The sequence below is a fragment of the Aneurinibacillus tyrosinisolvens genome, from assembly GCF_001015055.1.
GTDB classification, from domain to species: domain Bacteria; phylum Bacillota; class Bacilli; order Aneurinibacillales; family Aneurinibacillaceae; genus Aneurinibacillus_A; species Aneurinibacillus_A tyrosinisolvens.
The window spans coordinates 35,924-48,495 of record NZ_BBWZ01000038.1 but is presented as its reverse complement, the minus strand read 5'-3'; the positions used below and the strand labels follow the sequence as shown (position 1 = coordinate 48,495).

The 12,572-nt window shown below is 44.6% G+C and carries 10 protein-coding genes; 3 read left to right on the top strand and 7 right to left on the bottom strand.

Annotated elements, in window-relative coordinates; translation table 11 throughout:
- Positions 1-221, top strand: a 221-nt coding sequence (locus tag MBEAL2_RS33165) for a hypothetical protein (RefSeq protein WP_236692981.1), incomplete at its 5' end; no start/stop codon positions are given.
- A gap of 141 nt (positions 222-362) precedes the next feature.
- Here MBEAL2_RS33165 and MBEAL2_RS29635 read toward each other — a convergent pair.
- Positions 363-2,327: a sensor domain-containing diguanylate cyclase gene (locus tag MBEAL2_RS29635; RefSeq protein ID WP_052947930.1), complete on the bottom strand. Its 1,965-nt coding sequence runs from the start codon at positions 2,325-2,327 to the stop codon at positions 363-365.
- Between the two features lie 382 nt (positions 2,328-2,709).
- Positions 2,710-3,354 carry a phosphate signaling complex protein PhoU gene (gene phoU / locus MBEAL2_RS22875; protein WP_047154554.1) on the bottom strand — a complete coding sequence of 215 codons (645 nt, stop codon included), beginning with the start codon at positions 3,352-3,354 and terminating at the stop codon, positions 2,710-2,712.
- Positions 3,355-3,631: 277 nt separating this feature from the next.
- On the opposite strand from phoU, the gene ftsW reads away from it, so the two are divergent.
- Complete coding sequence (ftsW, locus tag MBEAL2_RS22870) at positions 3,632-4,819, top strand: putative lipid II flippase FtsW (protein WP_047154553.1); 1,188 nt, start codon at positions 3,632-3,634, stop codon at positions 4,817-4,819.
- Positions 4,820-4,868: 49 nt separating this feature from the next.
- On the opposite strand, the gene selA is transcribed toward ftsW, so the two are convergent.
- Together selA and selD are read right to left on the bottom strand one after the other, a co-directional pair.
- Complete coding sequence (selA, locus tag MBEAL2_RS22865; RefSeq protein WP_052947929.1) at positions 4,869-6,287, bottom strand: L-seryl-tRNA(Sec) selenium transferase; 1,419 nt, start codon at positions 6,285-6,287, stop codon at positions 4,869-4,871.
- Positions 6,288-6,338: 51 nt separating this feature from the next.
- Positions 6,339-7,409 carry a selenide, water dikinase SelD gene (gene selD / locus MBEAL2_RS22860; RefSeq protein WP_082130109.1) on the bottom strand — a complete coding sequence of 357 codons (1,071 nt, stop codon included), beginning with the start codon at positions 7,407-7,409 and terminating at the stop codon, positions 6,339-6,341.
- 61 nt (positions 7,410-7,470) lie between these two features.
- Between selD and mnmH the strand changes: the two genes are divergently transcribed.
- Positions 7,471-8,550, top strand: coding sequence for a tRNA 2-selenouridine(34) synthase MnmH (gene mnmH / locus MBEAL2_RS22855; RefSeq protein ID WP_047154552.1), 1,080 nt, complete (start codon positions 7,471-7,473; stop codon positions 8,548-8,550).
- 53 nt (positions 8,551-8,603) lie between these two features.
- Here mnmH and tuf read toward each other — a convergent pair whose 3' ends face one another.
- The 3 genes from tuf to rpsG all read right to left on the bottom strand — a co-directional run bounded on the left by tuf (position 8,604) and on the right by rpsG (position 12,550).
- Positions 8,604-9,794, bottom strand: a complete 1,191-nt coding sequence (gene tuf, locus MBEAL2_RS22850; RefSeq protein ID WP_047154551.1) for an elongation factor Tu — start codon at positions 9,792-9,794, stop codon at positions 8,604-8,606.
- A 135-nt stretch (positions 9,795-9,929) separates the two neighbouring features.
- Positions 9,930-12,011 carry an elongation factor G gene (gene fusA / locus MBEAL2_RS22845; RefSeq protein WP_047154550.1) on the bottom strand — a complete coding sequence of 694 codons (2,082 nt, stop codon included), beginning with the start codon at positions 12,009-12,011 and terminating at the stop codon, positions 9,930-9,932.
- A gap of 68 nt (positions 12,012-12,079) precedes the next feature.
- On the bottom strand, positions 12,080-12,550 hold the full coding sequence (gene rpsG, locus MBEAL2_RS22840; protein ID WP_047154549.1) for a 30S ribosomal protein S7: 471 nt from the start codon (positions 12,548-12,550) through the stop codon (positions 12,080-12,082).
- Between the last annotated feature and the right edge of the window lie 22 nt (positions 12,551-12,572).

Below are 12,572 nucleotides of genomic sequence, written 5' to 3'. Positions count from 1 at the left end.
CAGTCATGTTGCCGGATAAAAATTTAACTCGCACACATTCGAAGTTTCACTGTTCAGTTTTCAAGGAACTATTATTTCAGCGTCATCCGCTCGTTCACGCGGCGACTTTTATATCTTATCAAATCACCAGGCAAATTGCAACAACTTATTTGTTGTTATTTTTTGCTGGCCATTTAAAAGATAGCCATTTTATTTCGCTGTCGTTTAATTGGCGACCTTAATAATATATCACACCGTTACGGCAATGAAAAGAGGAAATATAAACCATAAAAAATTAATCATGTTGTCGGTTTGCTGCCATTATATCCTGCAGCTGCCTAACAAAAACTTTATCATGACTTTAAAGCAACATACACTTTCCTTTATACAAAAATATTGCCTTGCGCGGCAAGTTCATGGAATTGGTATTGGTTTTTCCCACACTGTTTTGCCTCATACATGGCGGAGTCGGCGTTTTTAACAAGTGATTCCATTTCTTCCCCGCTGTGTGGATATACGCTAATACCTATACTTGTTGTCACCCTGAGCTCATTTCCACTTAATAAAAAAGGCTCCTCTAATGTAGTAATAATTTTTTTGGCCACAGCGGAAGCGTCTGCCGCCTGCTGAATTCCTTCAAGAATAATCGTAAACTCGTCGCCCCCCAGCCTTGCAACCGTATCCCCTGCACGTACACATCCCCTCAGGCGGCTGGCGGCTGCCTGTAGAAGAAAATCCCCGACATCATGCCCGTATGTATCATTGACAAGCTTAAAGCCATCCAGGTCAAGAAACATAACCGCCAGCATTTGTTCATTTCTCTTTGCCTGCGCCAATGCGATCGAAAACCGATCATAAAACAGATTCCGATTTGGCAGCCCAGTAAGCTGATCATAATATGCCTGGTACCGGATTTGCTCCTCAGCAAGCTTCCGTTCCGTTACTTCTCTCATCGTAAGGATCGCTCCTGTATACTTTCCGTTCTCATCAAAAAGAGGATTGCCGATTACCTCCATCCATAAATATTGTCCACCTTTATGCCTATGGCGAAATTCCATTCTGCCTGTACTTCTTGCCGTCAGCGATCGCTGTATAGCGGCACGCACACCGGCCACATCTTCCCGATGAATTCGCCTGTATATAGAATCCCCGGCTAACTCACTCAGGCTGTACCCCAATATATTCTTGTAAGCAGAATTATTGTAAATAAATTCTCCCCTTCCATTAATTTCACAAATAAGATCAAGCGTTGAGTCCGTAACCCGCCGCAGCTTCTCTTCATTCAAATGAATTTCCTTACTGGATTTCTCCAGAGCCGCGAGCATGCGGTTGATTTGAATAGCAAGCCCCGCTATCTCATCTCGCCCCTCTATAGCAATACGAGCGGAAAGATCCCTCCACTGCTCAATATCACGTACACTTCGGTTAAGAGAGCCTACCTTTGACAAAATGACTCTTTCGACAATAAATAAAGTCACCAGCGCAAAAACAAGGCCAGCCAGAAGAAGAGCAATGAGAAAACAGAGCATACCGAGCTGCCCTTTGCTGTATATATCGCGCGGCCTGTCTACCTTTATTAGCAAGGCTGGATTCCCATATATGTCACGCCACAGCATATACCCCGAAATGGTGTTCTGACCTGTTGGTTTGACAAAGATCCCACTCGATCCCGCTAAACCCTTTTTGGCTTCTAGAAAATCGGAGGAGAGATGTTTATCTTCAAACCTCTTCATTCCGATAGCCAGGTTGGTCATGGAAGCAATTTTCTTTACCTCTAAGTCATCCAGATACCGGCCTATAACGAGCGTTCCTCTTACCGGTCCTTTATATTCACTCGTTAGAATAGGCCGCGCTGCCACCAGCATCGGTCCTTCCGATAAATTTATTATACCTGTTATACTGCTATTTATATTTTTATGCTGTACAACGAAGCCTTTAGAGAAATCGCGGGTTTTTAATTCATTCGGGAGCGGTACCTGCTTCTTGTTGCGGGTATCAAATGCTTTTGCATATAAGATTCGACCTGAAGAATTAATCATAAGAAGCAGGTTGAATCTATTTTTACTAAAGGTATCGTCATTTAAAACGGATGCAATATATTGCCTGTTCCTATCAACAACAAATCGGTATGTATCATCCGAACCTCCATAGTCCGTTGCGAAGCTATCCAGACCCTGAATTGTATTATTCAAAGCATTGCACGCTCGCTCTACGTTCGTTTTCACTATTTGCCGCTCTACCTGTTCGAAGTTCTCTAATAAAATAAAGCGCAGCGTGAAATAAAGAACAGTAAGCAGCCCTATAATCGTGACACTAATAAGAAGCAATGTTTTTTTATGCAGTGTCATTATGATTCCCGCCATTCAAAAGTATGTAGTAAAGAATTTAATTATCTGCATTATTTTACCATATGAAATGAACCTTTTGTTCCTCTTCCATGATACTAAGTACCCATTATTTTAAAAAATGAAACAGAAATAACAAAAGTTTCATTTCTTTATGCCTACACCGTTATAAAAAAAGGGCATGCAAGTATTTTTTCACTTACATACCCTTTCATAATTAAGAGGAGGTAACAGAGCTGCCAAGTGCCTCATTTTCTGTTTCCATCTCATCAATATGCTTATTATTTTTCTCTATAGGCGACGCGGAACTTACAATAAGAAAATTCCAAGCTGCTTTACTGATAAGAAATAAAAAAAGAACTGTCACAAAGACAGCCCCTTCTTCTCATGTATTTAAGTCTGCAATACTTCCTGTTGTCATATAGAAAGTCCATTCACCAAGATTGGTAGTATGGTCTCCAATGCGTTCCAGTGTTTGGATTACTTTCAGCAGCTGCGCTCCTTCTTTAACAAAGGCCGGATTGCTTTCCATACTGACTTCCAGATAATTAAAACATTTGCTGTAATATGCATCAATCACATCATCCATTTCATCAAGGGAGCGCAGCCGGCTCGTATCCCAGCTGCGCAGTGCTTCTACGCCTACATCAAGCATCTCGTGAACTTTTGCAGCCATTGTAGGAATTTCGAATAACGAAATGGCGTACGGACTTCCGCCGAGACGGACAACGACTTTAGCAATTTCCACTGCTAAATCTCCAATCCTCTCAAGATCCGTAGCGATTTTTAAGTACGAACCGACCATTCGTAAATCAGTGGCAACAGGAGCCTGGAGAGCAATCAAGCTTAAGCTCATTTTAAAGATTTTTTCGGCCACCACATTCAACTTTTCATCGCGGACAATGACCCCTTTGGCTATTTCAAGATTTCCTTCCTCAAATGACTTCCATGATTGAATAAAACCTTCCTGGGCTAAATATGCCAATTCTAAAACTTTATCCTTTAACTCCATTATTTGGTTTTCCTGCATTGAGGTTTCTCTCCCCGTTTCTCTTGTCATATGTTTATCGAAATTGACATTCCTAATTTTTAACTTTATATCAACGGCCTGCTGCAAATAAGATTATAGTAGATAATCATACTCGAAAATTATTAAGTTAATATGAATGAAATGTTAACGCGGCATTAATGTTGCGTTGGTAAAAAAATTAAAAAAATGCTCGGCTCAACAGGCAAGAGTATAGTAAACTATGAGTAGAAGCTTCATCATTAAAATTAAAATGCATCAATCCTTATTGGAGGAATCTATGAAAACAAGAGGAAAGCCCGACTTTTTACTTCTTATCCTCACGTTGCTGCTCGTTGGATTTGGGATTGTGATGGTATACAGTGCCAGCTCCGTCTTTTCCCTGTACAAGTTCCATAACGATACTTACTTCATGAAGAAACAGTTGATGTGGGCGTTAATTGGAATCACAGCGATGTTCTCCATAATGAACGTCCCCTATACATTTTTTAAAAAGTCATTTGTTCCGATTATGGTTACTGCCCTTTTTATTTTGGCCGCCGTCCTTATTCCAGGTATAGGTACTAGGCTAAACGGTGCACGCAGCTGGATTAGTTTGGGTGCTTTTTCAGTTCAGCCCGCTGAATTTGCCAAGCTTGCTGTTATTATTTATTTATCGGCATTGATTGCGAAAAAAGGAGAACATGTCCGCCATTTTAAGAAAGGCTTCATGCCTAGCATGGTCATCGTCGGTGCTTTTTTCCTCATTATTGCGAAGCAGCCTGACTTTGGCTCCGCTACCATTTTAGCTCTTACAGCAGCTGCCGTTATTTTTGCCGGCGGCGCCAACTTAAAACACCTGGCTGCACTAGGCGTAGTTTTTTCTATCTTTAGCATTATTTATATCGTTACATCTCCTTACCGATGGGCACGTATTGCTAATTTCAGCGATCCGTGGGCTGATGGGGCGAATGGATTGGATAAGGGGTTTCAATTAATGCATTCTTACTTTGCACTGGCGCATGGGGGAATAGCCGGGGCTGGCTTCGGTAAAAGCATTGAGAAGTTCCTCTATCTTCCGGAAGCGCAGACGGACTTTATTTTTGCGATTATGTCCGAAGAATTAGGGTTTATCGGAGGAACACTCTTCCTGCTCATCTACCTGTTTTATCTATGGAGAATTATCACCGTTACCCTCCGGCTGCAGGATCCGTTTGCAAATCTTATGGGGATTGGCGTGGTAAGCATGATATTTATCCAGGCGTTTATTAATATCGGCGGTGTCACCGGGTTGATTCCAATTACGGGTGTCCCCCTCCCCTTTATTAGCTATGGTGGCTCATCGCTGCTGGTCAACATGATTAGCATTGGGATCGTACTGAGCATTTCGCGGGAAACATATAAACAGGAGTTGAAAAAGGCAGCCGTAGAAGAGCCTTCTTCCAACTCGGCGGTTGTCGCTTTTAAAAACATTCGAAAAAAGGCCTAAGCGCATGAAAAGAAGCCGCCTGTCCAATTCGCAGGCGGCTTCTTTTGGTTTACTCTTTAATGGCTTTTTTCACGGCCTCTATAACTACTTCGATTTCATTTTCCGAAATCGTTCGAAAGTCAAGCAGAAACCAGTCATCATGAATTCTTCCGATAACAGCCGGGTTTCCACAACGGAGCAGCCGCTCGAGAGATGAGGCACTGTGGCGCGCAGAGCGAAGGGCAACAACCCATGAGGGAACAGTCACTCCCGGAAGCGTTCCGCCCCCTACCTCAGCTTCATCCTCACGCACCACTGCGGTAACATCAAGGCCGGAAGCCTTCATCGCTGAAGCAAACGAATCCGCCCGCTGTTTTACTGCTTCAGCAGGCTGCAGAATATCACGAAGTACAGGGATGTCATGAACAGCACGCTCCGGATGCAGGTAGGATAGAAGCGTAGACTCCAGAGCAGCAAGTGTAACCTTGTCCACCCGGAGTACACGGGCCATCTGGTTTTTTTTCATCGCATCGATATATTTCTTCTTCCCTGCAATGATACCTGCCTGGGGACCGCCAAGAAGCTTATCCCCACTAAAAGAAATAATGTCTGCACCTGCCTTGACTACATCTGAAACAAGCGGTTCATCGCCAATTCCGTGCGCAGCCAGGTTATACAGCATACCGCTTCCCAAATCCTCGTATATAGGAATCTCGTTTCTTCGCCCGATTTCGGCCAATTCTTCCATACATACCTCTTTGGTAAAACCGGTTATTTTGAAATTGCTTGTATGTACCTTCATCAGCAAAGCCGTTTGGTCTGTAATGTGGTTTTCATAATCATACGGGTGCGTTTTATTTGTCGTTCCAACCTCACGTAAAATAGCACCGCTCTCCCGCATAATTTCCGAAACACGAAACGAACCGCCAATCTCTACAAGCTGCCCACGGGAGACAATAACCTCTCTCCCACCCGCCATCTGACGCAAAACGAGGAAAACAGCAGCGGCATTGTTGTTGACTACCATAGCCGATTCTGCCCCTGTTAACCGGGTAATCAGCCTTTCCACATGGTCATGGCGCGAACCCCTGGTTCCTTTCCCGAGGTGATACTCCAAATTGCTGTAATGGAGGGCAACCTCTGTCATATGCTGAACCGCCCGTTCAGAAAGAACCGCCCTGCCGAGGTTCGTGTGAAGAATCACTCCAGCGCCGTTAATGACGCGTACGAGATGGGGTTCGTATAATGTATAAACATGTTTCTGGAGCATAGAAATCCAAAAATCTATACAATTATACATCTTGTCTTCTTTTTCCGATTCCCCGCTCATAATGGCTTGCCGCTCATCCTCTATGACTTGCCGGATAATCGGGACAAGTTCTTCTTCCCCATAACCGTTCTCCGAGCGCCACTGTATAAAGTCCGGCTCCTGAATAAATTTATGAACAGCGGGAAGACTGCGTAATTTTTGCTTTTGTTCAGCGTTCATTTTTTACTCCTTGATTCACCAAATGAACAGACGGCCATATCTGTTAGTGCATTACAGGACGCGAATTTTACCGGGATGGTCCGCTGTAATCTGTCCGATAAGGCGGGCTTCCTCAATTCCTGTTTCATGCAGCCGTATAAGTAACTTATCTGCCTGTTCAGCTGGAAGACTGAGGGCCAGGCCACCCGAGGTAACGGCATCGCATAAAATCCATCGATCGATTTCATCCATTGTTTCCGGATACAAAACATTGTCCTGCAGCCAGGCATAATTGGCTTTCGTTCCTCCTGGTACAGCCCCGAGTTCCGCTAATTCCCGCGTCCGTGGAAGAATAGGAACATTGTCTGTATTCAGTTCTATGCCCACTCCGCTTCCTTCCGCCATTTCTTTCAAATGGCCCAGCAGGCCAAATCCTGTAATATCGGTACATGAATGAACGGAGAATGGAGCAGCAATCTCTGCTGGAGTTTTATTTAGCTCCGCCATCACACGGGATACTCGCTCGATTTCTTGAGCCTGAAGCAAGTCCCGTTTAATCCCCGTTGTCTGGATGCCAACACCAATTGGTTTGGTTAATATGAGCACATCCCCAGGTTTAGCACCATGGTTCGTCCACACTTTATCCGGATGGACTGTGCCTGTAACCGCCATGCCAAACTTCGGCTCCTGATCATCAATTGAGTGGCCGCCAATGATGACAGCTCCCGCTTCCATTACTTTATCTGACGCACCACGCAAAATTTCTGCTAAAATAGATGGGTCAAGCTTTTTAATAGGGAAGCCTACGATGTTCAGAACTGTAAGTGGTTTTCCGCCCATTGCATACACATCACTCAGGGCGTTTGACGCTGCAATTTGACCAAACAGGTATGGATCGTCGACAATAGGGGTAAAATAGTCAACCGTCTGCACCAGCGCTGTTTCGTCGTTCAACTTATAAACACCGGCATCATCGGGAACATTTAAACCTACAAGAACGTTTGCGTCTGTTGTTGACTGCTTGGGTAAATGGCACAAAACTTGCGCCAGGTCGGCCGGGCCGATTTTGCAGCCTCAACCAGCCTTTGTCGAGAGTGATGTAAGCTTAATGATTTCCTTGTCCACTCTGTCCACCCCTTTCATTGTTATATCTTTACTATACCATAGAGGCCTTCCACTTCAAAAAGGAGATGTACTTGCTTTGATGACAAGAGATATTCCTGTAGAAAAATTAGCCAAACAGGAAAAAGATTATGTACTAATTGATGTCCGCAGCCCTGGAGAATATAAAGAGGCAACCATTCCTGGCGCGGTGAATGTTCCATTGTTTACAGATGAAGAGCGCGCCGAAATCGGTATCGCATACAAGCACCGCGGCCAGAAGGAAGCGAAATGGCAGGGGATGCACCTTGTATCGCCAAAACTCCCCCGGTTAATGGAGCAAATCAAGGAGCATACTACGGGTAAACAGCCTGTTGTTTTTTGCTGGCGAGGTGGGATGCGCAGCCTTTCTATGGCTACTTTTGCCCAGTTCTCAGGCCTTCCGGTTTTACGTCTTACAGGCGGATATAGAGCGTACCGCCAGCATGTTAACGAACATTTAACGGCTGCCCTCCTTCCTGATGTACTTTACGTGCTGCACGGAATGACCGGGGTTGGAAAAACGCATATTCTTACCCAGCTTGCAGCCTGGGAGCAGCATGTTCTGGACTTAGAGGATTATGCCGGACACCGTGGCTCTGTATTCGGTTCCATTGGCATTGAAGAAAAAAATCAGAAGATGTTTGACGCTTTGTTATATGAAAATCTTCTTGAAATAAAGAAAAATGATGACTCGTATGCTTACATGGAGGCAGAAAGCCGAAGGATCGGAAAAATCGTACTGCCCGAGTTTTTAGTTGAAGGAAAAAGAAAAGGAATTCATTTTTCTGTAGAGGCTCCACTGGAGGTAAGAGTAGAGCGTTTATATGAGGATTATATTATACCGTACCAGGATAAAGGCTGGTTTATTCAACAAGTTACCGAGGCATTTCAGGCAATCGCCCGCCGGATGGAGACATCTGCCCGCAATGATTGCTACCGCTACCTGGTAGAACGAAAATACCGTCTCTTTATACGTACCCTGCTTCAAACATATTACGACCCCCGGTATTCGCACAAGGAAGAAGAGTATGAAGGGGAATTTATCCATGTTGATGCCTCGGACATTAAGCAGGCGGCAAAACAACTGATGGAGTACCATGCAGATAAAAAACGCAAATCAAAAAAGGCACGAATTTCCTGATTACAAAAAGGACCCGGCAAAAGCCGGGTCCTTTTCTATATACAGTGAAGTTATTACTTAACGATAGTAGCAACCGCACCGGCACCAACTGTACGTCCGCCTTCACGGATCGCGAAGCGAGTACCTTCTTCCATAGCGATAGAACTGATGAGTTCAACAGTGATCTCAATGTTATCGCCAGGCATAACCATTTCAGTGCCTTCTGGAAGTTTGATGATACCAGTTACGTCAGTTGTACGGAAGTAGAACTGAGGACGGTAGTTAGCGAAGAATGGAGTGTGACGTCCACCCTCTTCTTTAGAAAGAACATAGATTTGAGCTGTGAAAACAGTGTGAGGCTTTACAGAACCTGGCTTAGCAAGTACTTGTCCACGCTCGATATCTGTACGGTCAACACCGCGAAGAAGCGCACCGATGTTGTCACCAGCTTGAGCTTGATCAAGAAGCTTACGGAACATTTCTACACCTGTTACAGTTGTAGTTTTTGGTTCTTCAGTAAGACCAAGGATTTGAACTTGCTCTCCAACTTTTACAACACCGCGCTCTACACGACCAGTTGCAACTGTTCCACGACCTGTGATAGAGAACACGTCCTCTACAGGCATTAGGAATGGTAGGTCAACTGCACGTTCTGGAGTCGGGATGTAAGCATCAACTTCAGCCATAAGTTCTTTAATGCGCTCAGCCCATTCACCAGTTGGGTTTTCAAGAGCTTCTTTAGCAGAACCCTTAACAACTGGGATGTCGTCTCCTGGGAATTCGTATTCAGAAAGAAGGTCACGAATTTCCATTTCAACAAGTTCAAGCAATTCTTCATCATCAACCATGTCACATTTGTTCATGAATACAACGATGTAAGGAACGCCTACCTGGCGAGAAAGAAGGATGTGCTCACGAGTTTGTGGCATAGGACCGTCAGCAGCAGATACTACAAGGATAGCTCCGTCCATTTGAGCAGCACCAGTGATCATGTTTTTAACATAGTCAGCGTGACCTGGGCAGTCAACGTGTGCATAGTGGCGGTTATCAGTTTCATACTCAACGTGTGCAGTAGAGATTGTAATCCCGCGCTCACGCTCTTCTGGAGCAGCATCGATTGAACCGTAGTCCATAGCTTTTGCTTGACCAGACTGAGCAAGTACAGTTGTGATAGCAGCTGTAAGAGTTGTTTTACCGTGGTCAACGTGACCGATAGTACCGATGTTTACGTGCGGTTTATTCCGCTCAAATTTTTCTTTAGCCATTTGGAAAAAAGCCTCCTTAATAAGGTTGGTTTTTTAATTAAGTATTTGCAAGAAAGGTCAAAATGGGAAACGGGTATGTACCCACTACACATTTTAAACCTTTCTCGGTTTACAATAAAGGGGTTTTATTAAAAATTAAACACCTTTAGCTTTTTTAATAATTTCTTCCGCGATGTTTCTCGGTACTTCTTCATAGTGATCGAAGTGCATAGAGTACGTACCGCGGCCTTGTGTACGGGAACGCAGGTTTGTTGCATAACCGAACATTTCAGAAAGTGGTACAAACGCACGAACTACCTGCGCGTTACCGCGAGCTTCCATACCTTCGATACGTCCGCGACGAGAACTAACGTCACCCATAATATCGCCCATGTATTCTTCCGGTACAGTTACTTCTACTCTCATCATTGGTTCAAGAATAGCAGGGTTTGCCTTCTTACCAGCTTCTTTGAACGCCATAGATCCGGCGATTTTGAACGCCATCTCAGATGAGTCAACTTCATGGTAGCTACCATGAACAAGTCGAGCTTTCAGGTCAAGCAGCGGATAGCCTGCAAGAACACCATTTGACATGGCTTCTTCGATACCAGCTTGTACTGCCGGGACATATTCACGAGGAATCGCACCACCAACGACCTTGTTTTCAAAGATATAGCCTGAACCTGGTTCACCTGGTTCGAATTCAACCACAACGTGGCCGTATTGACCCTTACCACCGGACTGCTTAGCATATTTAGCTTCAACTTTCGCAGGTTGGCGGAAGGATTCTTTGAATGCAACCTGTGGAGCACCTACATTCGCTTCTACTTTGAATTCACGGCGCATACGATCCACAATGATATCAAGGTGAAGCTCACCCATACCAGCGATAATCGTTTGTCCTGTTTCTTCATCAGTATACGTTTTGAATGTTGGATCCTCATCAGCCAGTTTTGAAAGCGCCATACCCATTTTATCCTGGTCGGCTTTTGTTTTTGGCTCGATTGCAATACGAATAACCGGCTCAGGGAATTCCATAGCTTCAAGAATTACAGGATCCTTCTCGTCGCAAAGAGTATCGCCAGTTGTTGTATCTTTTAAACCTACACCTGCAGCGATATCACCGGAGTAAACCATTTTGATTTCTTCACGGGAGTTCGCATGCATTTGCAGAATACGACCGATACGCTCACGCTTGCCTTTTGTAGAGTTCAATACGTATGAACCGGATTCAAGTGTACCTGAATATACGCGGAAGAACGTTAGCTTACCTACATAAGGGTCCGTCATGATTTTGAAAGCGAGGGCCGAGAATGGACCTTCATCGCTAGATTCACGTGTTACCTGCTCATCGCTGTCTGGAAGTACCCCTTTAATCGATGGAACATCAAGTGGCGATGGAAGGTAGTCAATAACAGCGTCAAGCATTGGTTGAACACCTTTATTCTTGAAGGCCGAACCGCAAACAACAGGGAAGAATTGAACGCTAATGGTCCCTTTACGAATTGCCGCTTTAAGCTCCGCAATAGAAACTTCTTCACCTTCAAGATACTTCATCATAAGATCTTCATCGAAATCAGCAACTGCTTCAATTAACTTGCCACGCAGTTCTTCTGCTTGATCTGCATATTCAGCCGGGAAACCGTCAGTAGTTTCGATATCTGTACCAAGGTCATTGGTATAGATGTATGTCTTTTTCTCAACAAGGTCAATGATTCCACGGAAATCGTCTTCCGCACCGATCGGCAATTGAATCGGGTGTGCATTCGCTTGTAAACGCTCATGAAGCGTACGTACAGAATACAGGAAGTCGGCTCCCAGTTTATCCATCTTGTTTACGAAAACAATACGTGGTACGCCGTATGTTGTTGCCTGGCGCCATACTGTTTCTGTTTGTGGTTCTACACCAGACTGTGCGTCAAGAACCCCAACCGCACCATCAAGTACACGAAGGGAACGTTCTACTTCCACTGTGAAGTCTACGTGTCCAGGTGTATCAATAATGTTTACACGGTGTTCTTTCCATTGAGCAGTTGTGGCAGCCGACGTAATCGTGATACCACGCTCTTGCTCTTGTTCCATCCAGTCCATTTGCGAAGCACCTTCGTGTGTTTCACCGATTTTGTGCACGCGGCCGGTATAGAACAGGATACGCTCAGTCGTCGTCGTTTTACCGGCATCGATATGAGCCATGATACCGATATTACGAGTTCTGGCTAAAGGGAAATCGCGTCCCATTGAATAGTAGCCCCTTTCTCATTTTAGAGATTTGGGAATCGCAAGCGGATATATATCCGCTTATGATTCTACCAGCGGTAGTGAGCAAACGCTTTGTTTGCTTCTGCCATTTTATGTGTATCTTCACGCTTCTTCACGGCAGAACCGGCGCTGTTAGCAGCATCAAGGATTTCCCCTGCTAAGCGCTCTTCCATTGTTTTCTCTCCGCGTTTACGTGAGTATTCTACTAACCAGCGAAGTCCAAGAGTTGTACGACGGTCTGGACGAACTTCAACAGGAACCTGATAGTTAGCACCACCTACACGGCGAGCGCGCACTTCAAGAACCGGCATGATGTTTTTCATTGCTTCTTCAAACACTTCCATAGGTTCACGACCTGTACGTTGTTGAACAAGATTGAAAGCATCATATAAAATACGCTGGGAAACCCCACGTTTTCCGTCAATCATCATACGGTTAATAAGACGGGTTACTAATTTACTATTATAAATCGGGTCAGGTAATACATCACGACGAGGTACTGGGCCTTTACGTGGCATTCAATTCCCCTCCTTTGCTTCT